The sequence below is a fragment of the Halomonas halophila genome (assembly GCF_030406665.1).
Lineage (GTDB): Bacteria > Pseudomonadota > Gammaproteobacteria > Pseudomonadales > Halomonadaceae > Halomonas > Halomonas halophila.
The window spans coordinates 1,738,402-1,763,576 of record NZ_CP129121.1 but is presented as its reverse complement, the minus strand read 5'-3'; the positions used below and the strand labels follow the sequence as shown (position 1 = coordinate 1,763,576).

Annotated in this window: 23 protein-coding genes; 14 read left to right on the top strand and 9 right to left on the bottom strand. The window is 68.1% G+C overall.

The window, feature by feature from the left end:
* Positions 1–121 precede the first annotated feature (121 nt).
* The 3 genes from QWG60_RS08105 (at position 122) to QWG60_RS08095 (ending at position 2,294) form a co-directional block, all read left to right on the top strand.
* Positions 122–943, top strand: a complete 822-nt coding sequence (locus QWG60_RS08105; protein WP_046078733.1) for an inositol monophosphatase family protein — start codon at positions 122–124, stop codon at positions 941–943.
* Positions 944–1,105: 162 nt separating this feature from the next.
* A complete protein-coding gene (locus QWG60_RS08100) occupies positions 1,106–1,381 on the top strand; it encodes a GrxA family glutaredoxin (RefSeq protein ID WP_035595881.1) in 276 nt (91 codons plus the stop codon).
* Between the two features lie 145 nt (positions 1,382–1,526).
* Positions 1,527–2,294: a VOC family protein gene (locus tag QWG60_RS08095; RefSeq protein ID WP_035595880.1), complete on the top strand. Its 768-nt coding sequence runs from the start codon at positions 1,527–1,529 to the stop codon at positions 2,292–2,294.
* A gap of 384 nt (positions 2,295–2,678) precedes the next feature.
* Here the strand turns inward: QWG60_RS08095 and QWG60_RS08090 are convergent, their stop codons facing one another.
* Together QWG60_RS08090 and QWG60_RS08085 are read right to left on the bottom strand one after the other, a co-directional pair.
* Positions 2,679–3,341, bottom strand: a complete 663-nt coding sequence (locus QWG60_RS08090; RefSeq protein ID WP_035595879.1) for a CoA transferase subunit B — start codon at positions 3,339–3,341, stop codon at positions 2,679–2,681.
* Positions 3,342–3,503: 162 nt separating this feature from the next.
* Positions 3,504–4,205, bottom strand: coding sequence for a CoA transferase subunit A (locus QWG60_RS08085; protein ID WP_046078734.1), 702 nt, complete (start codon positions 4,203–4,205; stop codon positions 3,504–3,506).
* Between the two features lie 185 nt (positions 4,206–4,390).
* Between QWG60_RS08085 and QWG60_RS08080 the strand changes: the two genes are divergently transcribed.
* The 7 genes from QWG60_RS08080 to QWG60_RS08050 all read left to right on the top strand — a co-directional run bounded on the left by QWG60_RS08080 (position 4,391) and on the right by QWG60_RS08050 (position 11,845).
* On the top strand, positions 4,391–5,293 hold the full coding sequence (locus tag QWG60_RS08080) for a LysR family transcriptional regulator (protein ID WP_146907500.1): 903 nt from the start codon (positions 4,391–4,393) through the stop codon (positions 5,291–5,293).
* A gap of 37 nt (positions 5,294–5,330) precedes the next feature.
* Positions 5,331–7,280: an acetoacetate--CoA ligase gene (locus QWG60_RS08075; protein ID WP_146907502.1), complete on the top strand. Its 1,950-nt coding sequence runs from the start codon at positions 5,331–5,333 to the stop codon at positions 7,278–7,280.
* A 271-nt stretch (positions 7,281–7,551) separates the two neighbouring features.
* The gene (locus QWG60_RS08070; RefSeq protein WP_035595871.1) at positions 7,552–8,421 is read left to right on the top strand and encodes an acetyltransferase; all 870 of its coding nucleotides are present in this window, start codon (positions 7,552–7,554) and stop codon (positions 8,419–8,421) included.
* Positions 8,370–9,296, top strand: a complete 927-nt coding sequence (locus QWG60_RS08065; protein WP_246124613.1) for a LysM peptidoglycan-binding domain-containing protein — start codon at positions 8,370–8,372, stop codon at positions 9,294–9,296. Before QWG60_RS08070 ends, QWG60_RS08065 begins: the two co-directional genes overlap by 52 nt.
* A gap of 124 nt (positions 9,297–9,420) precedes the next feature.
* Positions 9,421–10,578, top strand: a complete 1,158-nt coding sequence (locus tag QWG60_RS08060) for a glycosyltransferase family 4 protein (protein ID WP_046078737.1) — start codon at positions 9,421–9,423, stop codon at positions 10,576–10,578.
* Entirely contained in the window at positions 10,550–11,092 is a 543-nt protein-coding gene (locus tag QWG60_RS08055) for a phosphatase PAP2 family protein (protein ID WP_046078738.1), read from the top strand. The genes QWG60_RS08060 and QWG60_RS08055 overlap by 29 nt, the downstream gene beginning before the upstream one ends.
* 135 nt (positions 11,093–11,227) lie before the next feature.
* Positions 11,228–11,845: an alpha-ketoglutarate-dependent dioxygenase AlkB family protein gene (locus tag QWG60_RS08050; protein WP_146907504.1), complete on the top strand. Its 618-nt coding sequence runs from the start codon at positions 11,228–11,230 to the stop codon at positions 11,843–11,845.
* A gap of 169 nt (positions 11,846–12,014) precedes the next feature.
* On the opposite strand, the gene gcvT is transcribed toward QWG60_RS08050, so the two are convergent.
* Together gcvT and QWG60_RS08040 are read right to left on the bottom strand one after the other, a co-directional pair.
* A complete protein-coding gene (gene gcvT, locus QWG60_RS08045; protein WP_146907506.1) occupies positions 12,015–13,124 on the bottom strand; it encodes a glycine cleavage system aminomethyltransferase GcvT in 1,110 nt (369 codons plus the stop codon).
* Positions 13,125–13,190: 66 nt separating this feature from the next.
* Positions 13,191–14,567, bottom strand: a complete 1,377-nt coding sequence (locus QWG60_RS08040) for an alanine/glycine:cation symporter family protein (protein ID WP_035595861.1) — start codon at positions 14,565–14,567, stop codon at positions 13,191–13,193.
* Between the two features lie 499 nt (positions 14,568–15,066).
* Between QWG60_RS08040 and gcvH the strand changes: the two genes are divergently transcribed.
* Positions 15,067–15,459: a glycine cleavage system protein GcvH gene (gene gcvH / locus QWG60_RS08035; protein ID WP_016854840.1), complete on the top strand. Its 393-nt coding sequence runs from the start codon at positions 15,067–15,069 to the stop codon at positions 15,457–15,459.
* 122 nt (positions 15,460–15,581) lie between these two features.
* Positions 15,582–18,476, top strand: a complete 2,895-nt coding sequence (gene gcvP, locus QWG60_RS08030) for an aminomethyl-transferring glycine dehydrogenase (RefSeq protein WP_146907508.1) — start codon at positions 15,582–15,584, stop codon at positions 18,474–18,476.
* Between the two features lie 102 nt (positions 18,477–18,578).
* Here gcvP and QWG60_RS08025 read toward each other — a convergent pair whose 3' ends face one another.
* Positions 18,579–19,529, bottom strand: coding sequence for a LysR family transcriptional regulator (locus QWG60_RS08025; RefSeq protein ID WP_035595855.1), 951 nt, complete (start codon positions 19,527–19,529; stop codon positions 18,579–18,581).
* 209 nt (positions 19,530–19,738) lie between these two features.
* Here QWG60_RS08025 and ppnN point away from each other — a divergent pair, with 209 nt between their 5' ends.
* Positions 19,739–21,100 (top strand): nucleotide 5'-monophosphate nucleosidase PpnN, encoded by a 1,362-nt coding sequence (gene ppnN / locus QWG60_RS08020; RefSeq protein ID WP_035595853.1) that lies wholly within the window; start codon positions 19,739–19,741, stop codon positions 21,098–21,100.
* A gap of 76 nt (positions 21,101–21,176) precedes the next feature.
* Here the strand turns inward: ppnN and QWG60_RS08015 are convergent, their stop codons facing one another.
* Together QWG60_RS08015 and QWG60_RS08010 are read right to left on the bottom strand one after the other, a co-directional pair.
* Complete coding sequence (locus QWG60_RS08015; protein WP_046078742.1) at positions 21,177–21,545, bottom strand: hypothetical protein; 369 nt, start codon at positions 21,543–21,545, stop codon at positions 21,177–21,179.
* Entirely contained in the window at positions 21,545–22,009 is a 465-nt protein-coding gene (locus tag QWG60_RS08010) for a flavodoxin domain-containing protein (protein ID WP_146907510.1), read from the bottom strand. Before QWG60_RS08010 ends, QWG60_RS08015 begins: the two co-directional genes overlap by 1 nt.
* A gap of 133 nt (positions 22,010–22,142) precedes the next feature.
* Between QWG60_RS08010 and QWG60_RS08005 the strand changes: the two genes are divergently transcribed.
* Positions 22,143–22,349, top strand: coding sequence for a DUF2788 domain-containing protein (locus QWG60_RS08005; protein WP_016854834.1), 207 nt, complete (start codon positions 22,143–22,145; stop codon positions 22,347–22,349).
* A 75-nt stretch (positions 22,350–22,424) separates the two neighbouring features.
* Here QWG60_RS08005 and QWG60_RS08000 read toward each other — a convergent pair whose 3' ends face one another.
* Entirely contained in the window at positions 22,425–22,727 is a 303-nt protein-coding gene (locus QWG60_RS08000; protein ID WP_035595846.1) for an integration host factor subunit alpha, read from the bottom strand.
* A 38-nt stretch (positions 22,728–22,765) separates the two neighbouring features.
* Complete coding sequence (gene pheT, locus QWG60_RS07995) at positions 22,766–25,147, bottom strand: phenylalanine--tRNA ligase subunit beta (RefSeq protein WP_146907513.1); 2,382 nt, start codon at positions 25,145–25,147, stop codon at positions 22,766–22,768.
* Positions 25,148–25,175 lie beyond the last annotated feature (28 nt).

Below are 25,175 nucleotides of genomic sequence, written 5' to 3'. Positions count from 1 at the left end.
GGCGCTCCTGTGTGGATATGGACGAGTGGGATGTAACGGTGAGATGAACGGGCGGCCAGTATAGCCAGCCGACCGGGGGTTGCTGCTAGCATGAGAACTCAGCCAACCCCGAGGAGCCGCCATGACCCCCGAACAGCGCCTGGAGATCGCCGTCGACATCGCCACCCACGCCGGGCGAATGATCGTCGAAGCCCGCGACCAGGGTGATTTCGACCATCGCTACAAGCACGGGCAGGAACTGGTCACCGACATCGACCTGCAGGTGGACACCTACATCGGCGAGCGGCTGGAGGCAAGCTTTCCCGAGGAGACACGGCTCAGCGAGGAGCTCGCGCCGGACCGCGAGGTCCTCGAACGGCCCGATGCGCTGTGGGTGGTGGACCCCATCGACGGCACCGTCAACTTCGCCCACGGCCTGCACCACGTGGCGGTATCGGTCGGCTGGGCCAGCGGCGGCAAGGTGCGGCTCGGCGTGGTACACGCGCCCTTCCTCGGCGAGACCTACACGGCGCTGGCCGGACGCGGCGCCTGGTGCAACGGCGAGCCGATCCGCGCCAGCGGCAGCAAGGAGATGACCACCAGCCTGGTCGGCACCGGCTTCCCCTATCGTCGCGACAGCCGACCGCCGCTGATGCGCCGGCTGATGGCCGTGCTCACCCACTGCCAGGACGTGCGTCGCGCCGGTTCCGCGGCTCTCGACCTGTGCGCGGTGGCCAGCGGGCGGCTGGACGCCTACTACGAGAGTGTTTCGCCCTGGGACATGGCCGCCGGTCTGCTGATCGCCCGCGAAGCCGGGGCACGGACCGGGCATCTATACCCGGTACCCGGAGGCCTTCCCGAGGATCTCTACGGCGAGAACCTGCTGGTCTCGAGCCCGGCGCTGCATGACTCGCTCGGCGAGCTGCTGCGCCACGCCGACGCCAGCGACCACGACGCTCTCTGAGCCAGCCGCCAGGGCACACGCCCCGGCGACGAGCGCCCTATAGCGCGATGCAATCGACGTCTCAGCCGAGGCCTATTGGCCAGATGCGCGCTACTGGGGCAAAATGGCGCTCGATTTCGCCTTTATTCCCTTTCGATGCATCCGTGATGCAAGGAGTCTGTCATGTTCGTCGTCATCTTCGGCCGCCCCGGCTGCCCGTTCTGCGTTCGCGCCAAGGACCTCGCCGAGAAGCTCGAGAGCGCCGGCGCCATCCAGGGGCATCGCTACGTGGACATCCATGAGGAAGGCATCACCAAGGCCGACATGGAAAAGACCATCGGCAAGCCGGTCGAGACCGTGCCGCAGATCTTCGCCGACCAGACTCACATCGGCGGGTTCACCGAGTTCGACCAGTACGTGCGCGAGCAGGCACTGATGCCGGTCGAGACCGCCCAGTAAGCCACGCGACGCGTGCGAGACGAAGGCCGCCTCCGGGCGGCCTTCTTGCGTCACGGCCCTGCCGCCGGCCTCGTTGAATCCGCCCACACCCCCGCGGCTTACACTGCCTGAAAGGACAACGACGCATAAAAGAGGATGAGGCAGGATGCAGCGGGAAGAATTCATCCAGCAGCTGTGGCTGGATTACGTGCATCAGCACCCCGACCTGGGCGGGCTGCGACTATGGCCGGTGGAGGCGCCACCGGAATACCTGACGCTGCTGACCCTCAATCATGGCCCCTGGTCCATGGAAGCCCTGCTGCCGACCCTGGTGCGTTTCGGCTATCGCCCGCGTCAGCGCTTTGCCATGGCCGACCGCGGCCTGCTGGCCACCCTGCTCGCCGCCCCCGACGACGGCGCCTGGCTGGTGCTGGCAGAGCTCCAGCTCGGCACCCTGTCGCGTCCGCCCCGCGAGGCCCTGCAGCGGCTGGTGAACCAGGCCGCCGACGCCGATACCAAGGGCCAGAACCTGCTGTGCCGCGGTCGTCCCTGGCCAATGCCGGACTGGGCCACCTACCAGACCCTGGCAGCGGCGCACCCGCTGGCCGGCTGGCTGGCCGCCATGGGGCCGCGCCTGCACCACCCCGGATTCGACTGCGCGAGACTCGGGCAGCGCCTCAGCCATCTTGACGCGGCCCTGGCCGACGCGGGCATCACGGGCAGCGGCGACCGCCATCACGGCATCCTGCCCGTGTCGCCGCTGCTCGACTACCGTTTCTATCCCGGCCCCGCCCGGCGGCTGGTCTTCGCCGAGGGCGACGAGCATCGCGTATCCTCCGGCGGCCTGGCGCTGGTGCAGAAGCAGGTCAGCGCCAATCAGGAGCGCTGCGCCGAACTGCTGCTGCCACACCACACCCGCTGCGAGCTCACCTAGGTTCTGCACGAAAACTGTCTGCGCTCGCCGACTTTTCGCACAAAACCTGGGCGCCGTCTCCGAACGACATGCCCTCGAACCCACGCGCTCGCCAGTCCGGCGGGCGTTTTTCGTGGCCATTCACACGACGTCTCACCCGCCGTTTTTCGGCCCGACATCCACTCGCATCCCTTGACGATTCGGCCTCGAGGCGTCCCGGCTCACGTCGCGCCGGCGGGACCATCCACAGTTTCTGTGGATAACGCTGTGCATCGTGTCGGCACAAGCGACGACGAGCCCCGTGACATGGCCGTGCCGCTTGGAATGGTCAGTTTTTCGGCACCCGCCAGCAACGAGATGGCCCGGGCAAGCCCGGGCCATGAAAGGAAAAAATCCTTGACGACGTCAGTCGGCGAAGACCATCTCCGGCACGTGGTCCGGCACGATCAGCTTGCCGGCGGTCTTTTCCTTGATCTCCTCGACCGACACGCCCGGGGCGCGCTCCTTGAGCACGAAGGCGCCGTTCTCGATCTCGAGGTAGGCCAGGTCGGTCAGCACGCGGTTGATGCAACCGGCGCCGGTCAGCGGCAGGTTGCAGGATTCCAGCAGCTTGGACTCACCGTGCTTGGAGGCGTGGGTCATGGTGCAGATGATGTTCTCGGCGCCGGCCACCAGGTCCATGGCGCCGCCCATACCCTTGATCAGTTTGCCGGGGATCATCCAGGAGGCGATGTTGCCGTTCTGGTCGACCTCGAAGGCGCCGAGCACGGTCAGGTCGACGTGGCCGCCGCGGATCATGGCGAAGGATTCCGCGGAGGAGAAGATCGCCGCGCCGGGACGGGCGGTGACGGTCTGCTTGCCGGCGTTGATCATGTCCGGGTCCACTTCCTCCTCGGTGGGGAAGCGGCCCATGCCCAGCAGGCCGTTCTCGGACTGCAGCATGACGTCGATGTCGTCCGGCACGTAGTTGGCCACCAGGGTGGGAATGCCGATGCCCAGATTGACGTAGAAACCGTCCTCGAGTTCGCGCGCCACGCGCATAGCCATCTGTTCGCGAGTCAGTGCCATCGTGATTGCCTCTTGTCTGTCATGATTGACGACCGTCGGGGAAAGGCGAAGCGAGGGTTTTTGCCATGGATGGCAAAAGTAGCGCCCAAGGATGGGTTCACAGCGCCTCGCGCAGGCTTTCCCGGACAGGCTCGCCTCATCGTTGATCGTGTAATGACGCGCTTAGCCCTGGTGCACGGTGCGCTTCTCGATACGCTTCTCGAAGGTGCCCTGGATGATGCGATCGACGTAGATGCCCGGGGTATGGATCTGGTCCGGCGGCAGCTCGCCGGGCTCGACGATCTCCTCGACCTCGACCACGGTGATCCTGCCCGCGGTAGCGGCCAGCGGATTGAAGTTCTGGGCAGTGTCGCGATAGATGACGTTGCCGTAGCGATCGGCCTTCCAGCCCTTGACGATGGCGAAGTCGCCGACGACGGATTCCTCGAGGATATAGTGGCGACCTTTGAACTCACGGACCTCCTTGCCCTCGCCGATGGGTGTCCCGTAGCCGGTGGCGGTGTAGAAGGCCGGAATGCCGGCACCGCCGGCGCGCATCTTCTCGGCCAGGGTCCCCTGCGGCGTCAGCACCACCTCGATGTCGCCCTCGAGCATCTGCTGCTCGAACAGCGCGTTCTCGCCCACGTAGGAGGCGTAGATGGTGCTGATCTGGCGATCCTCGAGCAGCAGGCCCAGGCCAAAGCCGTCCACGCCACAGTTGTTGGAATAGACGGTCAGGTCCTTGACGCCGCGACGCTGGATCTCGCCGATCAGGTTCTCGGGGATGCCGCACAGCCCGAAGCCGCCGGCGATCACGGTCATGCCGCTCTCGATACCGGCCATTGCCTCCTCAAAGGAACCCACTCGCTTGTCGAATCCGGCCATATCTGCCTCGCCTGGTTGGAAAAAGTGGTTGTTGTTGCGGAGCCATCATGGAAGACGCTTCATCTCATGGTCCGTTGATGACGCTGTGTTGCCGACCCCCAGCAGTGTCGACGGGGATCATATATTTGTTAAGTTTGATTTTTTTATGGATTATTTTAAGTATCAAATAGACTAGCGGAGCCTCCATGACCGTCAAGCAACTCCGCGCGTTTCTCGCCGTGGCCCAGACGCTCAGCTTCACCCAGGCCTGCGAGCGGCTGCACCTGTCTCAACCGGCCCTCAGCCTGACCATCAAGAGCCTGGAAGAATCGCTTGGCGGGCGGCTGCTCACCCGCAGCACCCGCCGCGTACGGCTGACCCCGGAGGGCGAGTCCCTGGTGCCGCTGGCCAAGCGCCTGCTGGCCGACTGGGACAACACCGAGGAGCTGCTGCGCCAGCGCTTCACCCTGCGACTGGGCCGGGTCGCCGTGGCCGCCATGCCCTCCTTCGCCGGCAACCAGCTGCCCACCGTGCTCGGGGCCTTTCGCACGCGCTACCCGCAGATCAACGTCACCGTTCACGACGTGATCAACGAGCAGGTCATCGAGATGGTGCGTCAGGGCCGCGTCGAGCTGGGCATCGCCTTCGCCCCGGAAGCCACCGACACCCTGCACTTCACGCCGCTGTTCGAGGACCGCTTCGTGGCCGTGGTACCGGCCGATTCGCCGCTGGCCGGCCGCCAGCGGGTGGACTGGCCCACGCTGCTTTCCGAGGACTTCATCACCCTGCAGCGCCCCTCCATGGTGCGCCTGATGATCGAGGAGCAGCTGCGCGCCCAGGGCATCGAGCTGCCGGTGGCCTTCGAGAGCTATCAGCTCGCCACCGTGGGCCGCATGGTGGCCGCCGGACTCGGCGTCAGCGCGGTACCGTCACTGTGCATCGAACAGATGCACGAACTCGGGGCGCGCTGCCTGACCCTCGAGGCACCGACCATCCAGCGCGCGGTGGGGGTGCTTTCGGCCAACGCCGAGGCGCTCTCGGTGGCCGCGCAGGCGCTGAGGGAGGTCATCCAGGAAACCATCACCGCCCCCGTCCTCAGCGCCGACTAGTCTCAAGACAGGTAAACGCGACCAGGAGGGATATCCCATGGCCGATCCGCTCTGGCAACCGTCTCCCGAGGCCATCGAGGCGACTCGCCTGGCCACCCTGATGCGCCGGCTCGAACGCCAGCACGGCATCGAGATGCCCGACTACGCCGCCCTGCACGCCTGGAGCCTCGCACATCCCGAGGCCTTCTGGACCCAGCTGTGGGAGGACGCCGACATCATCGCCGAGCGACGCGGCGAGCGCGTGCTGGAACGCCCCGACGCCATGCCCGGCGCCCGCTGGTTCCCGGACGCCCGGCTGAACTTCGCCGAGAACCTGCTGCGCCGGCGCGACGCGCACCCGGCGCTGATTGTCCACGACGAGCGCGGCCGGCGCCGCGAGCTGAGCCACGAGGCGCTATATCGCCAGGTGGCCGCCCTGGCCTCGGCGCTGCACGACCTCGGCGTGGTGCCGGGCGATCGCGTCGCCGGCATCGTGCCCAACGGCGAGCACGCGGTGATCGCCATGCTCGCCGCCGCGAGCCTCGGCGCCATCTGGTCCTCCTGCTCGCCAGACTTCGGCGTCCAGGGCGTACTCGACCGCTTCGGCCAGATCGGCCCCCGCGTGCTGATCGCCGCCGACGGCTACACCTGGAACGGCAAGGCCATCGACATCCGTCCGCGGCTGGCCGAGATCGCCGGTGCCATCGACGGCCTGGCGCGGGTGGTGGTCTTCCCCTTCCTCGCCGACGCGCCCGAGCTTGGCGACATCACCGGGGCCGTGGCCTGGGACGATGTCCTGGATCACGATGCCACCGAGATCGACTTCGTCTCGCTGCCCTTCGATCACCCGCTCTATCTGCTCTATTCCTCGGGCACCACCGGCACGCCCAAGGCCATCCTGCACTCGGCCGGCGGCACCCTGCTGCAGCATCTCAAGGAACATCGTCTACACACCGACCTCGACCCCGAAGACGTGCTGTTCTACTACACCACCTGCGGCTGGATGATGTGGAACTGGCTGGTCTCCGGGCTCGCCTCGGGCGCCACCCTGGTGCTGTTCGACGGTGCGCCCTTCTCGCCTTCGCCCGACGCGCTGTGGGCCATGGCCGAACGCGAGGGCATCACGGTGTTCGGCACCAGTGCCCGCTACCTGGCCGCCTGCGAGAAGGAAGGCCTGCGCCCCGGCCACGAGCACGATCTCGGGGCGCTGCGGTCGGTGCTGTCCACCGGTTCGGCGCTGTCTCACGCCTCCTTCGACTACGTCTATCGCGACATCAAGGCCGACCTGCTGCTGGCCTCGATCTCCGGCGGCACCGACATCGTCTCCTGTTTCGCGCTGGGCTGCCCGATTCGCCCGGTCCATCGCGGCCAGATCCAGTGCCGCGGGCTGGCCATGGCGGTGGACGTGTACGACGACGAGGGACGGCCGCTGCGCGGCGACAAGGGCGAGCTGGTGTGCACGCAACCGTTCCCCGCCATGCCGCTGGGATTCTGGAAGGACCCCGACGGAGAGCGCTATCACGACGCCTACTTCTCCACCTTCCCCGGCGTCTGGGCCCATGGCGACTATGCCGAGATCACCCCGGAGGACGGCCTGATCATCCACGGCCGTTCGGACGCCGTACTCAATCCCGGCGGGGTGCGCATCGGCACCGCCGAGATCTACCGTCAGGTGGAAAAGGTCGAGGAGGTGCTGGAGTCGCTGTGCATCGGCCAGGAGTGGGAAGACGATATCCGCGTGGTGCTGTTCGTGCGCCTGCGCCCGGGGCTGACCCTGGACGACGCCCTGCGCGACAAGGTCCGCCAGACGATCCGCGCCAACGCCACCCCGCGTCACGTGCCGGCGAAGATCCTCCAGGTCGAGGACCTGCCGCGGACCCTGTCGGGCAAGCTGGTGGAGCTCGCCGTGCGCAACGTGGTCCACGGCCGGCCGGTCAGGAACAGGGAAGCACTGGCCAATCCCGATGCGCTGTCGCTTTTCGAGGATCTTCCCGAACTGAGGGACTGACGAGGACGAGAGGCGCCGTGGACAGGTCGTAGCGGGCGTCTTGACCAAGGATGGCCAGCACTGGCCCTGCAAGCGGAGCCGAATGCGAAGCGCCGCAGGCCATCGCGGGCGACAGGAGAGTATTCCTGCGTGTCCTCGCGACTTGGCGCCGGAGCGGCCCGAGTCGTCGACGACACAGGCCCCCGAGCATGATGTTGCCCTCACCGCTGGGCACCCCCGCCACGATCCATTAGCATTGACCCCTATAGCTTTCTTCAAGGAGACCGACGGCATGTCGACCCTCAGGGGGATCGTCAGCCTGCTGCTGCTGACCCTCAACACCCTGTGCTGGGCGGTGCCGCTGATCGCGCTCACCCTGCTCAAGCTGATCACCCCGGGCCGCCCGCTGCGGCGCCGGGTGCTGCGCTGGCTGAACGGCGTGGCCCTGGGCTGGGTCGACGTCAACCTGTGGTGGATCCGCCACTGGATTCGCCCCGACTTGCGCGTCGACCTGCCGGAGGGGCTGAGCCGCGACGAATGGTGGCTGGTATTGGCCAATCACCGCAGCTGGACCGATATCTTCGCGCTGTTCCTGGCCCTGCACCGTCGGCTGCCGATGCCGCACTTCTTCGTCAAGCGCCAGCTGATCTGGATCCCGGTGGTCGGGCTGGCCTTCTGGGCACTGGAGTTCCCGATGCTGCGCCGGCTGACCCGCGAGCAGCGCGAACGCCATCCGCACCTGGCCCGCCGCGACCGAGAAGCCACCGAACGCATGTGCGCCCATGCCCGGGAGCGCCCGATCGCCATCTACAACTTCGTCGAAGGCACCCGCTTCACGCCGGCCAAGCACGCCGCCCGCCACAGCCCCTACCGGCACCTGCTGCCGCCGCGCGCCGGCGGCATCGCCCAGGTGCTGGGCCTGCTCGGCGACCGGCTGGGCGGCATTCTCGACGTGACGCTTCGCTATTCGCGCCCCGAACCCCGCTTCTGGGATTTCCTCTGCGGCCGCGAGGGCACGATCCACCTGACTGCCCGCCGCCTGACCGTGCCCGAGTGGATGACTCAGGGCGACTATCACCAGGATCCCGCCTACAAGGAACGCTTCCACACATGGCTCAACGCCCAGTGGCAGGCCAAGGACGCCGCCCTCGATACGCCCTGACGTTTCTCACGCTGCTGCTGATCGCCCTGCTGGCCGGCTGCGCCGGCCCCTCGGGAGTGATGCGCGGCGGCTCGCCCGCCGGCAACTGGGTAACCATCCAGCGAGGCGACACCCTGGGCGCGATCGCACGACGCGCCGACGTGCCACTGGTGCGGCTGAGACGCTTCAATCCCGGCGTGAATCCGCGCGGCCTGGCCGTGGGGCAGCGTATCCTGGTGCCCAGCCAGAACGAGCGCGCCCCATCCGGCGGCCCCTATCGCTACCAGATCCGCCCCGGGGACACCTACAGCGCCATCGCCCGGCGCTTCGGCACCTCGCCGGTCAGCATCGCCGCGGCCAACACTGGCGTCAGCCCCACCGACCTCAAGGTCGGCCAGCTGGTCTCGGTGCCGCTGCACGGCACCCGGACCGCCTCGAGCCGCCGCAGCACGTCCAGCGCCCCGTCACGCTCGTCGTCACCGAGCCCCCGGCCGGCGCCCGATCCCGGCCCGGTGCCGAGCGATGCCCGCGACTGGCCCTGGCCGCTGGACGACTATCGGGTCGCCCGCGCCTTCGGCCAGGACAGCCGCGGCACCCTGCAACCCATGCTGCTGGCCACCGACCAGGGCGCCCGCGCCAAGTCCGTGGCCGACGGCGAGGTCCGCTTCGCCGACAGCATGCGTCAGCTCGGCCGGGTGGTGATCGTGCACCATGCGGACAACCTGCAGAGCGTCTACGCCATGTGCGACAGCCTGCTGGTGGACAGCGGCACCCGGGTCAGCCAGGGCACGCCGCTGTGCACCGTGAGCCGACATGCCTCCACCGGGCGCTATGACCTGCTGTTCGACATGCGTCACGGCGGCAAGCCCATCGACCCCCGCACCGTGCTGCGTTGACTTGGTCGAAAGCCGCGACGACTGTCATCGCGGCGTCATGACGATGTCGCGGTGCTGTCACCCCGCCCGGCCATCCTGAATCGTCAACGGGGCCACTCCGGCCACCGACGTCACGAGGATGGACATGCGCATCTGCCTGGTCAGCGAAACCTGGACGCCGGACATCAACGGCGTGGCCCACACCCTGGCCCAGCTCAGCGGCCAGCTGCGGGAACGCGGCTTCTCGTTGCAGCTGGTGCGTCCGCGCCCCGCCAACGGCGAGCATCGCGCCGAGGGCATGGACAGCGAACTCCAGGTGCGCGGCGCCTCCGTGCCGGGCTATCGCGAGGTGCGCCTCGGCTTTCCCTCCGGCGGCCGCATCCGTCGGCTGTGGCAGGCCGAGCGCCCCGACGTCGTCTACGTGGCCACCGAGGGCCCGCTCGGCTGGTCGGCGCTGACCGCCGCCGAGAAGCTGGGCATTCCCGTGGTCAGCGGCTGGCACACCAACTTCGATCACTACTGCCGGGACTACGGCGTCGACTGGCTGCGCCCGCTGGTCACCCAGCGCCTGCGCCGCTTCCACAACCGCTGCGGCGCCACTCTGGTGCCGACCCACGCCCAGGCCCGCGACCTCGGCCAGCGCGGCTTCGAGCGGGTCAAGGTGATGGCGCGCGGCATCGACGGCGAACGCTTCTCCCCGGCCCATCGCGACCCGGCCCTGCGCGAGCAATGGGGCGCCGACGAGCACCGCCCGGTGGCGCTGTACGTGGGCCGACTGGCGCCGGAGAAGAACCTCGACCTGCTGCGCGACACCTTCGCCGCCATGCTCGACGCCCATCCCGGCCTCACGCTGGTGGTGGTCGGCGACGGCCCCGGCCGCGCCAACCTCGAGCGCGCCCTGCCCCAGGCCCACTTCGCCGGCTTCGTCTCGCCGGACGACCTGATCCGCTACTACGCCAGCGCCGACCTGTTCGTCTTCCCGTCGATCTCCGAGACCTGGGGCAACGTGCTGCTCGAGGCCATGGCCAGCGGCCTGGCGACCGTCGCCTTCCGCCACGCCGCCGGCGCGGAGCTGATCGAGGACGACGTCAACGGCGTGCATCTGGCGGTCGGCGACGAGGCCGGCTTCCGCGACGCCGCGGTGGCGCTGTGCCAGCAGCCGGCCCGCTACGGCCGCCTCGGCCGCGCCGCCCGCCAGCGCGCCCTTGGCTACCGCTGGCCCGCCATCACCGATGACTTTCTCGCCGCCCTGACCCACGCCCGGGAGATGTCCGATGAAACCTCGCGCCCCTGCCGTGTTTGACCGCCTGGATACGCTCGAATGGCACCTCTGCCAGCGCCTGGCCGGGTTCAGCATCCACCGCCCCTGGCTGTGGTCGCTGCGCCTGGCCAGCAAGGCCGGCGACTGGCCGATCTGGGTGGCGCTGATCGCCGGCCAACCCTGGCTGCACGGCCGCGACGAGGGCTGGCGACTGACCTTCCACTACACCCTGACCGCGCTGGTGGCGATCGCCTTCTACCGGCTGGTGAAGACGCGGCTGTGCCGCGAGCGCCCCTTCATCACCTTCTCGAGCATCGCCTGCCAGGAGCCGGCCCGGGATCGCTACAGCTTTCCCAGCGGCCATACCATGCATGCGGTGATGTTCTGCACCCTGGTCGCGGCGCACTCGCCCTGGCTGCTGCCGGCGCTGATCCCGGTCGCCGCCCTGATCGCGATCTCCCGGGTCGGCCTCGGCCTGCACTACATCAGCGATGTCATCGCCGGCGCCGCCATCGGCTATGCCATGGCGCTGGCAAGCCTGGCGCTGATTGCCTGACTACCGGGCTGCACCCTCCGGATATGAACTTCTCTTAGGGGTCAGCCCCCTCAATCTGCTTAGGGCAGTCTGCCCCCTCAATTGCCAGATCTACTGGCAATGGTTTCCTGACACCTGGGCTGGCACCCTAAGGGGATGGATCTGTTTTCTCCCTCCGCCGATGACGGCGAGCGGCTGCTCGAGCGTCCACCGCTGCATCGCTTCGCCCGTCTGCTGGGCAGCGATGCCGCCGACGCGGCGCTGGCCCGGCTCGACGCCGAACTGGACTGGCAGCGCCCGACGCTGCGCCTCTACGGCCGCGATCACCCGATTCCCCGCCGCCAGGTGTGGATGGGCGACGCCGACTACCGCTACTCGGGCCAGCACTTCGCGCCGACGCCCTGGCATCCCGTCGCGCTGGCGATTCGTGACGCCGCCGTGGCGCGACTGGCTCGCACCGGCATCGAGACCCATTTCAACAGCGTGCTGCTCAACCGCTATGCCGACGGCGACGAGCGCATGGGCTGGCACAGCGACGACGAGCCGGAGCTCGGCGAGGCGCCGCTGATCGCCGCCGTCAGCCTCGGCGCCGACCGCCCGCTGCGTTTTCGCTGGAAGGATCGCCGCGCCCCGGCCTTCAACGTCGACCAGCCCCACGACAGCCTGCTGCTGATGGGACCCGGCACACAGGCCGACCTGGAGCATGCCCTGCTGCCGAGGCGCGCTCACGGCCTGCGGATCAGCCTGACGTTTCGCTGGGTGCGGGACGACTGACGCTCCCTCTCCTTGGCCGCTCAGCCCTGGCCCATTCTCCACACACCATCCGCACGACGCGCACAAAAAACGGCCACCCCTTCGGGATGGCCGTCTCTGACTCGACGCACCTGCGAAACACGGCTTCGTCGATGTACTCAGTCCAGGATGCTGAGATAACGGTATAACATCAGCCGCGATGATAGCCCGGGGTGACGAAGGGCATCTTGCTGACCACCATCGGCAGGCGCTTGCCGCGCACCTCGGCGAAGACCGTGGTGCCGGCCTCGGCCCGGTCGATGGTCACGTAGCCCATCGCCACCGGCTTGCCGACGCTGGGGCCGAAGCCGCCGGAGGTCACCACGCCCACGGCATTGCCCTGGTCGTCGAAAAGCTCGGCGCCCTCGCGCACCGGAGCACGCCCCTCGCCGAGCAGGCCCACACGCTTGCGGCGATGATCCTTCTCGGCCACCTGATGCAGGATCAGATCGGCGCCGGGGAAGCCACCGGCCCGCTCGCCGCCGCGGCGGCGCGGCTTGCCGATGGCCCAGATCAGGCCGCCCTCCACCGGGGTGGTCGCGGTGTCGATATCGTGGCCGTAGAGACACAGCCCGGCCTCGAGGCGCAGCGAATCGCGCGCCCCCAGCCCGATCGGCTCGACCTCCTCCTCGGCCAGCAGGCGACGCGCCAGGGCCTCGGTGTCCTCGGCGGCCACCGAGATCTCGAAGCCGTCCTCCCCGGTGTAGCCGCTGCGGCTAACCCAGGTCTCGATGCCGTCGAGGGTAAAGCGGCCGTGCTGCATGAACACCATCTCGCAGGCCTCGGGACACAGGCGCGCCATGACGTCGGCCGCCTTCGGCCCCTGCAGCGCCAGCAGGCCACGATCCAGCACCTCGACCTCGTGACCGGCCAGGCCACGACGCAGGTGAGCGATGTCCTGTTCCTTGCAGGCCGCATTGACGACCAGGTAGAGGTGATCGCAGCCATTGACGATCATCAGGTCGTCGAGGATGCCCCCCTCCTCGGAGGTGAACAGCCCATAGCGCTGCTGCCCCTCGGCCAGGCCGACCAGGTCGGCGGGGACCAGGGTCTCCAGCGCCTGGGCCGGCTCGGGGCCACGTACCAGCACCTGCCCCATGTGCGAGACATCGAACAGGCCGCAGGCCTGACGGGTATGCTCGTGCTCCTTCTTGACGCCCAGCGCGTACTGCACCGGCATGCTGTAGCCGGCGAAGGGCACCATCTTGGCACCGAGTTCGAGATGGAGATCGTGAAGCGGCGTCTGGCGTTGTTCGTTCATCGCGGTCGTATCACTCCCATGAAAGCGAGGGCGCGGGCCGGAGAACGGTCCCGCGCCGCATGTTGTTTACTTGTTGAGGTCTTCGCCCGGCAGCACTTCCTTGCCGTCGAAGTAGTCGCGGGTCAGCTTGAACACCACCGGCGACAGCAGCGCCAGGGCAATCAGGTTCGGGATCGCCATCATGGCGTTGAACACGCTGGCCAGCAGCCACACGAAGCCGAGCGGCAGCACCGAGCCGACGAAGATGGCCAGGATGTAGACCACCCGGTAGTACTTGATGGCGCCCACGCCGAACAGGTACTCGAAGCACTTCTCACCGTAGAAGGCCCAGCCGAGGATGGTGGTGAAGGCAAACACCGCCAGGGCGAAGGACACCACGTACTGGCCGATGCCCGGCAGCGCCTCGTTGAACGACAGCGTGGTAAGGGCCGCGCCGGTCTCGCCGGAGGTCCAGGCGGTGGTGAGGATCGCCAGCGCGGTGATGGAGCACACCACGATGGTGTCGATGAAGGTACCGAGCATGGCGATCAGGCCCTGGCGGACCGGGTTCTTGGTCTGCGCCGCGGCGTGGGCGATCGGCGCGCTGCCGAGGCCGGCCTCGTTGGAGAACACGCCGCGGGCGACGCCGAACTGGATCGCCTTGGCCACGGCCGCACCGGCGAAGCCGCCCGCCGCGGAGATCGGCGTGAAGGCATGGCCGAAGATCAGGCCCAGGGCGTGGCCGATCTGGTCGGCATTGATGATCAGCACCAGCAGGCCACAGACGATGTAGGCCACGGCCATGATCGGCACCAGCTTTCCCGCCACCTTGGCGATGCGCTTGATGCCCCCCAGGATGACGGCGCCGGCCAGCACCATGATCACCAGGCCGGTGACCCAGTGCGGCAGGCCGATGGACTCGCCCAGGCCGTCGGCCACCGAGTTGGACTGCACGGTGTTGCCGATGCCGAAGGCCGCCACAGCGCCGAACAGCGCGAAGGCGCCGCCCATCCAGGCCCACTTCTGACCCAGGCCGTTGCGGATGTAGTACATCGGACCGCCGACGTGATCGCCGGCCTCGTCGACCTGGCGATAGCGCACGGCCAGCACCGCCTCGGAGAACTTGGTGGCCATGCCCACCAGGGCGGTGATCCACATCCAGAACACCGCGCCGGGACCGCCGAGGAAGATGGCGGTCGCCACACCGGCGATGTTACCGGTGCCGATGGTCGCGGACAGTGAGGTCATCAGCGCATTGAACGGCGAGACCTCGCCTTCGCCCTCTTCACCCTTCTCGGTGCTGCGCCCTTTCCACAGCAGCTTGAAGCCCGTGCCCAGCTTGCGGATGGGCATCGCCTTCAGGCCGGCCTGCAGATAGAGGCCGACCCCCAGCAGCAGCACCAGCATCAAGGGGCCCCACACGACCCCTTCGATGGCCGATAGAAAATTGGTCAAGGTTTCCACGTCTTGTCTCCCTAAAGCTTGTTGTTATGCACCAACGTGCAATGTCTTGCGGGCGAGTGATACCAACGATGATACGAACTCGCGTACCATAGCGGATCATTCCGTTGGCGCTCTAGTCTCCTATAGGAAAATACGGCAATTTCGCCAGCTCACAGCATGAAGCATAGCCGAGATCGCATCTGACACCGGACGCACCGGCGCCAGCGCGGCCACACCCGCCGCACTCGGAGAAACTTGTTTCTTATCGGAAACAGGCGCCACTCTAGCCGCCTGCCACCAGGGGAGCAAGCCCGGCTCCGTTACGGCCCGCACACTCGGCATACGGCGCCGAGCAGGCTCACGCCATAACAAACGAGCAGGAATCCCCGGCCCGGCCTACGCTGGGAGGGGCGTTCACGCATCCCCCCGCAATGCCCCATGGCGTCCGGGGCTCGCCAAACGCCGCCGGGGGCGTTAGGATGCCCCCACACCAGAAACCTTTTTCGTATAGGAAAACGTCATGAGTGCTATCCCCGCCAACCTGCGCTACGCCGAAAGCCACGAGTGGATCCTCGACAACGGCGACGGCACGGTGACCATCGGCATCACCGACCACGCCCAGCAGTCCCTCGGCGACGTGGTCTTCGTCGAGCTGCCCGAGGTGGGTGCCGCCCTGGCCAAGGGCGACGAGTTCGGCGTGGTCGAGTCGGTCAAGGCCGCCTCCGATCTCTACGCCCCGCTGTCCGGCGAGGTCGTCGCGGTCAACGAGGAACTCGAGGACGCGCCCGAGACCCTGAACGAATCGCCCTATGAAGACGGCTGGATCCTGAAGCTGCGCCTCGAGGAAACCAGCGCTCTCGACGACCTGCTCGACGCCGACGCTTACCAGGCGCTGGCCGACGCCGAGGACTGATCCGACCCCGTCGGTCCCGGCGGCGGGGCATGGCCGCCCAGGGCACCCCTGGCGCCGTGCCCCGCGTTCCCCTCTTCCCTTTATTCCTGCCCGCATCGGGCGCGACCGCAATAGGGTATTCCATGGCTTTCGAACAACGCCGCCTGGCCGAACTGGCCAACCATGACGCCTTCCTCCGTCGCCACAACGGCCCGGAGGCCTCCGACGTGGCCACCATGCTGGACACTCTGGGCATGGACAGCCTGGCCAGCCTGCTCGAGCGCACCCTGCCGGCCGGCATCCGCCTGGGCCGCGAGCTGGACCTGGACCCGCCGCGCAGCGAAGCCGAAGCCCTGGACTACCTTCATCGCCTGGCTCGCCAGAACCGCGTGGCCCGGAGCTACATCGGGCAGGGGTACTACGACACCCACCTGCCGGCGGTCATCCAGCGCAACGTGCTGGAGAACCCCGGCTGGTACACCGCCTATACCCCGTATCAGCCGGAGATCTCCCAGGGTCGCCTGGAAGGCCTGCTCAACTTCCAGCAGATGGTCATGGACCTCACCGGCATGAGCCTGGCCAACGCCTCGCTGCTGGATGAGGCCACCGCCGCCGCCGAAGCCATGGCGCTGTGCCGTCGCGCCAACAAGAAGGCCAAGACCAACGCCTTCTTCGTCGCCGACGACGTCTTCCCGCAGACCCTCGACGTGGTGCGCACCCGCGCCCACTACTTCGACTTCGAGCTGATCGTCGCCCCGGCCGCGGAAGTCGCCGAGCACGATGTCTTCGGCGCCCTGCTGCAGTACCCGGGCGACGGCGGCCGCGTTCACGACCTGGCACCGCTGCTCGAAGCCGCCAAGGGCAAGGGCATCATGACCTGCGTGGCCGCCGACATCCTGTCGCTGGTGCTGCTCAAGGAACCGGGCGCGATGGGCGCCGACATGGTGGTCGGCTCCGCCCAGCGCTTCGGCGTGCCGATGGGCTTCGGCGGCCCGCATGCCGCCTTCTTCGCCACCACCGACAAGCTCAAGCGCTCGATCCCGGGTCGCATCATCGGCGTCTCGCAGGACAGCCGCGGCGAGACCGCGCTGCGCATGGCCATGCAGACCCGCGAGCAGCATATCCGCCGCGAGAAGGCCACCTCCAACATCTGCACCGCCCAGGCGCTGCTGGCCAACATCGCCGGCTTCTATGCCGTCTACCACGGCGCCGAAGGCCTGCGCACCATCGCCGGCCGCGTGCATCGCCTGACCACCATCCTCGCCGAGGGCCTGACCCGCGGCGGCGTGAGCCTGGCCCACGACAGCTGGTTCGACACCCTGCGCCTGACCGGCGTGGACGCGCGCAAGATCCACGGCCGCGCCATGGCCCATGACGTCAACCTGCGCTACTTCGACAACGGCGACATCGGCGTCAGCCTCGACGAGACCACCACCGCCCACGATCTGGACTTGCTGTTCGACGTGCTGCTCGACGCCGAGCACGGCCAGGCGGTGTCGGTGCTCGATGCCGAGGTCGTCGAGGCCGGCAGGAGCGGCATCCCGGCGGGCAGCCAGCGCGAGTCCGAGTTCCTGACGCATCCGACCTTCCGGCGCTATCACAGCGAGACGGAGATGCTGCGCTACCTCAAGCGCCTCGAGAACAAGGACCTGTCGCTGGCCCATGCCATGATCCCGCTGGGCTCATGCACCATGAAGCTCAACGCCACCAGCGAGATGATCCCCATCACCTGGCCGGAACTGGCGCGTATCCACCCATTCGCGCCCAAGGACCAGGTGGCCGGCTACCAGCAGATCATCGACGAGCTGGCCGACTTCCTGGTGGAGATCACCGGCTACGACCACATCTCCATGCAGCCGAACTCCGGCGCCCAGGGTGAGTACGCCGGCCTGGTGGCGATCCGCCGCTACCAGCAGGCCGAAGGCCAGGGGCACCGCGACGTCTGTCTGATCCCGAGCTCCGCCCACGGCACCAACCCGGCGTCCGCGGCCATGGCGCACATGAAGGTCGTGGTAGTGGAGTGCGACGACGACGGCAACATCGATCTCGCCGACCTGCGTGACAAGGCCGAACAGCACGCCGAGTCGCTGTCGGCGATCATGCTCACCTACCCCTCCACCCATGGCGTGTTCGAGGAAGGCGTGCGCGAGGCCTGCGACATCGTCCACGGCCACGGCGGCCAGGTGTACATCGACGGCGCCAACATGAACGCCCAGGTCGGTCTGGCCCGCCCCGGCGACTTCGGCGGCGACGTCAGCCACCTGAACCTGCACAAGACCTTCTGCATTCCCCACGGTGGTGGCGGCCCGGGCATGGGCCCGATCGGCGTCAAGTCGCACCTGGCACCCTACGTGTCCAACCACGTGGTGCGTCCGCTGGACGGCGTCGAGGCCGGCAGCGGCGCGGTGGCGGCGGCGCCCTTCGGCAGCGCCTCGATCCTCCCCATCTCCTGGGCCTACATCAAGATGATGGGCGCCCGCGGCCTGCGCGAGGCCACCGAGCTCGCCATCCTAGGCGCCAACTACATCGCCGCCCGCCTGGGCGAGCACTATCCGGTGCTCTACAAGGGCGCCAACGACACCGTGGCCCACGAGTGCATCATCGACATCCGCCCGCTCAAGGCCGACTCCGGCATCAGCGAGGAAGACATCGCCAAGCGCCTGATGGACTACGGCTTCCATGCGCCGACCATGTCCTTCCCGGTGCCCGGCACGCTGATGATCGAGCCGACGGAGTCCGAGTCGCTGTACGAGCTCGACCGCTTCTGCGACGCCATGATCGCGATCCGCGAGGAGGTGGCCCGAGTCGAGGCCGGCGAATGGCCTGCCGACAACAATCCGCTGGTCAACGCGCCGCACACCATGGCCGACCTGATGGACGCCGACTGGGAGCGCCCCTACTCGCGCGAGCTGGGCGCCTTCCCCTCCGAGGCGGTGAAGGCGGCCAAGTACTGGCCGACCGTCAACCGGGTCGACAACGTGCTCGGCGACCGCCAGCTGATCTGCTCCTGCCCGAGCATCGACGCCTACCGGGAGTGATCCCGCGCGCCCGACGCCACGCAAGCAAGCGCCCCGCCATTCGGCGGGGCGCTGTCGTTTCGGGATCAGAATGGTGCGGTGAGCGACCTGAGCCGACGGGACTCAGCCGTGCGGGCCACCGGCGCCCGGCACCTCGCCGAGATCGGCAAGGCCGGGCTCGCCGTGGCCATAGCGTTCGTGGTGACGATGCTCTCGGAACGCCTCGAGCAGACGTGTATAGCGCCGCGGCATGCGCATGCCGCGCCGGGTGACCAGGTAGAGCGTTTCCTGCACCGGATTCGGCAACGACAGCTCGCGCACCTGGCGCTGCCAGGGCGAGGTCTCGAGCACCAGCCGCGAGACCACGGTGAAGCCCAGCCCCCGGGCCACGGCGTCGAGCACCATGCTGGCCTCGTTGGTGAAGCCCTGGCGCGGGAAGTGGCTCATCGAGCGAAACTCGCCGGGGAAGTTCTGTCGCAGCACCCCGCCGGCGCGGTTGACGCCATCGGCATAGCCGATGAAGCCCAGCGCCATCAGGTCGGCCAGGCCGGTGCCGGTGAAGTCCGCCGGCACCACCAGGCACAGCGGCTCCTGGTGCCAGGCCTCGCAGTCGATCTCGGGGTGGCGCACCGCCTCGGTGACGATGCCCAGGTCATGCCGGCCGGCCTGCACGTCGGTGACGATCTCGTGGTTGAAGGCGAAGCTGTAGCTCACCGTCAGCCCCGGATGCATCTGCTGCTGGCCGAGGATGAAGGGATAGAACATCAGCCCCACGCTGCCCGGCGAGGCGATGCGGCACTCGCCGCTGTCGAGGCTCTCGTCGTCCAGGGAGTGGCGAAACTGCTCGTGTTCGGCGAACAGCTTGAGGGCGTAGTCATAGGCCCGCCGACCGGCTTCTGTCAGCACGAAACGACGCCCCTGGCGGTCGAGCAGCGACTTGTCGAGGTAGCGCTCCAGCTTGCGGATGTGCTGGCTGACGCCGGGCTGGGTCATCTCCAGGCGCTGGGCGGTCCGGGTGAAGCTGCCGGTCTCGACGAGCGTGATGAAGGTACGGAAATACAGGGCGTTGAACATGACGGAAGGCATCTTGACCAGAAGGACCGGGCCTGAAGATTCTACCAGTTCCCCCCGAGGCGCGCAGCGCTGCGCCTTCGCCGGGGGCGTGGTAGCATCGAAGGAGACGGCCGCGAGCCGTCATCCAGGCGCGATCCGACGCGCCGGCAAGCGAAGGCCAGGCACGATCGGACACCGCCGCTCCCTTTCCAGTGACACGGACGCGCTGCATGGCCAATACCATTTCCAGCACCATCTCCCCGGAAGGCAGCCTCGAGATCCTCTCCCAGCACGAGGTCAACCGGCTGCATGACACCTCCCGCAGCGGGCTCCATGAGCTGCTGCGCAGCTGCGCCCTGGCGGTGCTGAATTCCGGCAACCCGACCGACGATGGCCTGGCCCTGATGGAGACCTATCCCGATTTCGACATCGAGGTCATCCAGCAGGACCGCGGGGTTCGCCTCAAGCTGACGAACGCCCCCGCAGAGGCCTTCGTCGACGGCAAGATGATCCGCGGCATCCGCGAGCACCTCTCCTCGGTGCTGCGCGACATCGTTTACGTCTACAACGAGATCCAGACCCACCAGCGCTTCGATCTGACCACCGGCGAAGGCACCACCAACGCCGTCTTTCATATCCTGCGCAAGGCCGGCACCCTGCACCCCAGCCGCGACCCGAGCATGGTGGTGTGCTGGGGCGGCCATTCGATCTCCCGCGAGGAATACGACTACACCAAGCACGTCGGCTACCAGCTGGGGCTGCGCGAGCTGGATATCTGCACCGGCTGCGGCCCCGGCGCCATGAAGGGGCCGATGAAGGGTGCCAACGTGGCCCACGCCAAGCAGCGCCGCGCCGAAGGCCGCTACCTGGGCGTCTCCGAGCCTGGCATCATCGCCGCCGAGGCGCCCAACCCCATCGTCAACGAGCTGGTGGTGATGCCGGACATCGAGAAGCGCCTGGAGGCCTTCGTGCGCCTGGGCCACGGCATCATCGTGTTCCCCGGCGGGGTCGGCACCGCCGAGGAGATCCTCTACCTGCTCGGCATCCTGCTCCACCCGGACAACGCCGACATGCAGCTGCCGGTGATTCTCACCGGTCCCGCCGATTCCGCCGACTACTTCAAGCGCATCGACGAGTTCCTGGTCTACACCCTGGGCGACTCCGTGCGCGAGCTCTACGACATCATCATCGACGACCCGGTCGAGGTGGCACGCACCATGCGCAAGGGCATCGACGGCGTCACCGAGTATCGCCGCCGGCGCCAGGACGCCTTCTACTACAACTGGCGCCTGACCGTGGCCCGCGACTTCCAGGCGCCCTTCGATCCGACCCACGAGACCATGGCCAATCTCGCCCTGCATCGCGAACAGCCGGTGCACGAACTGGCCGCCAACCTGCGCCGCGCCTTCTCCGGCATCGTGGCCGGCAACGTCAAGGAACGCGGCATCCGGCTGATCGAGGCCCACGGCCCCTTCCGCCTCAACGCCGAGCCCGAACTCATGGCCCGACTCGACGAGCTGCTGAACTCCTTCGTCGCCCAGGGCCGCATGAAGCTGGCCGGCGAATACGAGCCCTGCTACACGCTGAACTGAGCGCCGGAGAAGCCGCCAACGAAAAGCCCCGCCGGCATCCGCCGGCGGGGCTTCTTCGTCTGGCATGGGCAGGCGCTCAGTCGCGCAGGGGCTTGAGCCAGATAGCGATCGCATGCAGCAGCAGCCCCAGGGTCGTGCCGTGGGAAGCCAGCAGCGCCCAGCCGCTCCAGCCGGCGACGAGGCCCTGCCAGGCCGCCATCGCCACCAGCCCCGCCGCCAGGAAGACCACCAGCCGGCGCAGCAGTACCGGCAGCCTGGGACGGGCCTCGGCGGCCAGTAGCCGCCACTGGGCCAGCGCCACGCCAAGCACCGCGACGATCGCGAACGTCAGCAGGATCAGGCGCGTCTGATAGCCACCGATCAGATAGCGCGGCAGGGTCGCCGCCATCATCACCGCCAGCCCGACCAGCAGACTGAGCCGCTCGGGGCTCGAGGTCGCGCCCATCAGGCCACCTTCAGCTGCTGGGTGGCGATCCACTCCTCGACCCAGGGTATCGCGGCATCATCGGCCATGAAGGTCTCCATGGCGTCGATCTCGAGGCGCTCGCCCAGACGCGTGGCGCCCTGCCCCTGAAGCCGCTCGTCGAGGGAGCGCCCGGCGCCGCAGAAGGAATCGACGTAAGAACCGTCGCCCAGGGCGATCATGCCGTAGCGCAGCTCGGTGAGCCCGGGGCTACGGGCATCCAGCTCGCGCACGAAGGGCACCATATTGCCGGGCACGTCGCCGCTGCCGGTGGTGGAGACGCAGAACAGCGCCAGATCGGTGGGCGTGTCGGTCAGGTGGGCCAGGGTCGGCTGGTCGAAGATCTCGACCTCATAGCCGGCGTCCTCGAACAGCGGCTGAACCTGCTCGGCCACATCCAGGGCGCCGCCATACATGGTGCCGACGAATATCTTGAGCTTGGGCATGTCATGGATTTGCCTGAGAAATTTGATCGGATGTTAACATGCTCGCCGGCATGACCGCACCCTCGCCCCACTGCGGACCAGGGCGCCAGACCGTATACTGGCCACCCCGCCCACCTCATCTCCGGGAGCCCTCATGACCCACACCTTCGAAGCCTGGATCACCCCCCTGATGATCGGCGGCCTGATGCTGTTCATGTGCTTCATCATCTGGGACCTGGCCAGGCAGTCGAAGGCCGGGCGCTTCGGCACCCTGATGCTGTTCGTGGTTCTCGGCGCCGGCATGCTGGGCTATGTGCTCAAGGTGGTGATCACCTGGTGGCTGGAGAGGGGCGCACTCTAGGCGCCTTTCGGCAGGCCGGAAACGCCGACGCCACCCCGGAGAGTGGCGTCGGCGTGTCGCATGAAGGAGGCGCGATCAGCCCTCCTCGGGTTGATACTCCTCGACCTGCGTCTTGAGCTTCTGCCCCGGCCGGAAGGTCACCACCCGCCGGGCGGAGATCGGAATCTCCTCGCCCGTCTTGGGGTTACGGCCCGGCCGCTCGCTCTTGTCCCTGAGGTCGAAGTTCCCGAAGCCCGACAGCTTGACCTGCTCGTTCTCGCGCAGGCAGGCACGGATCTCCTCGAAGAAGGCTTCCACCATGGACTTGGCCTCACGCTTGGAGAGACCGAGGTCGGCGTGCAGATGTTCGGCCAGTTCGGCCTTGGTCAACGCCCCCATGTCGCTTCCCTCTCGCTGCTGGTCGAGCCCGGAATCCCTCATGCGCGAAGCTCGGCGCCCAGATGCAGCCGCGACTCCTCGACGATGGCATCGACCAAGTGGTTGATTTCCTCGTCATTTAGCGTGCGCGAAGGATGCTGCCAGGTCAAGCCCAGGGCGACGCTCTTGCGACCCTCGGCCACGCCCTTGCCCTGATAGACGTCGAACAGGCGCACATCCACCAGCCATTCGCCGGCCTGGGCGTGGACGGTGTCGAGCAGCGCCTGGACCGGGCGCTCGGCGTCGACCAGGAAGGCCAGGTCACGACGCACCTCGGGATAGCGCGACAGCGGCGCGAAGGCCGGCACCTGGCCCTGGGTCAGCGCCTCGAGGCGAACCTCGAACATCACCGCATCGACCTTCAGGCCCAGCTCGGCGCGCACCGCCGGGTGCAGGGTGCCGATCCAGCCGGCCTCCTCGCCGCGGTACAGCACCCGCGCGCACTGGCCGGGGTGCAGGGCCGGATGCTCGGCCGGCTCGAAGCGCCAGGCCTCGGGCTCGCCGCCCATGGCCAGCAGGGTCTCCAGGTCGCCCTTCAGGTCGAAGAAGTCGACCTTGTCCTTGCCGCCGTTCCAGCCTTCCGGATCGCGGGCGCCGCAGACCAGGGCACCGAGCATCGGCACCTGATGCAGGCCGTCCAGCTCGCCGCGGAACACCAGGCCGGTCTCGAACAGCCGCACCCGGGTCTGCTGGCGATTGAGGTTGTGCTGCAGCGCACGCACCAGGCCCGGGAACAGGCTCGCCCGCATCACCGACAGGTCGCTGGAGATCGGGTTGGCCAGCGTCGGGGATACCGATTCCGGCAGCAGCGTGGACTGCAGCTCCGGCGCCACGAAGCTGTAGGTCACCGCCTCGAAGTAGCCGCGCGCGACCATCTGGTTGCGCAGGCGGGACAGCGGCGTGCGCGCCTCGTGATCGGGCTCGAGGCCCAGGCGGGCCTGGGGACGACGCACCGGCAGGCGGTTGTAGCCATGGATGCGCGCCACTTCCTCGATCAGGTCTTCCTCGATGGCCAGATCGAAGCGCCAGCTCGGCATGCGCGCCTGCCAGCCCGCCTCGACGCTCTCGACCGCGAGGCCGAGACGCTCGAGGATCTCGCCGACCTCTTCGCCGTCGAGTACCTTGTCCAGGGCCTGATCCAGACGCTCGCGACGCAGCAGCACCTCACGGTCGCCGGGCAGGCGCTCGGCGTCGACCACCTCGACCAGCGGGCCGGGCTCGCCGCCGACGATCTCCAGCAGCAGCGCGGTGGCGCGCTCGGCGGCCTCGCGGGCCAGCGCCGGGTCCACGCCGCGCTCGAAGCGGTGGGAGGCGTCGGTGTGCAGACCGTAGGAGCGCGCCTGACCGGCCACCGCCAGCGGCGAGAAGTGCGCCGCCTCGAGGAAGATGTCGCGGGTCTCGGCGCTGACGCCGGAGTGCTCACCGCCCATCACGCCGGCGATGGCCAGCGGGCCGCGCTCGTCGGCGATCACCAGGGTGCCGTCGCCCAGGGTGATCTCCTGACCGTCGAGCAGCACCAGCCGCTCGCCCTCACGGGCGCGACGCACCACCACGGCTTCACTGAGGTTGGCGCGATCGAAGGCGTGCAGCGGCTGGCCGAGCTCGAGCATCACGTAGTTGGTGACGTCGACCACCGGGTCGATGGTACGAATGCCGCTGCGACGCAGGCGCTCGACCATCCACAGCGGCGTCTCGGCGGTCACGTCGACGCCCTTGATCACCCGCCCCAGATAGCGCGGACAGCCGTCGGCGTCCTCGACGCGCACCGGGAAGGTCTCGTCGTGGCTCGCCGCCACCGGCGCGATGGCCGGGCCTTCGACCGGCAGGCGGTTGAGCACGCCGACCTCGCGGGCCATGCCCTTGACGCTCAGGCAGTCGCCGCGGTTCGGGGTCAGGTCGACCTCGATGGTGTGGTCGTCCAGGCCCAGGTAGTCGCGCACGCCCTCGCCCACCGGCGCGTCGACCGGCAGCACCAGGATGCCCGGCGACGCCTCTTCCTCGAGACCGAGCTCGGAGGAGGCGCAGATCATGCCGCGAGACTCGACGCCGCGCAGCTTGGCCTTCTTGATCTTGAAGTCGCCGGGCAGCACCGCGCCGACCCGGGCGAAGGGCACCTTCTGGCCGACGTCGACGTTGGGCGCGCCGCAGACGACCTGGACGCGCTCGCCGCTGCCGTCCTCGACCTGGCAGACGTTGAGCTTGTCGGCGTCGGGATGCTGTTCGCGGGCGACGACCTCGGCCACCACCACGTCGGTGAACTCGGCCGCCACCGGCTCGATGGCATCGACCTCGAGGCCGGCCATGGTGACCTGGTCGGCCAGTGCCTGGGTCGCCAGCGCCGGGGAGACCCATTCACGCAGCCACTGTTCGGAAAATTTCATGTCAGTTCCTGTTTCCGCGTAGTCGGTG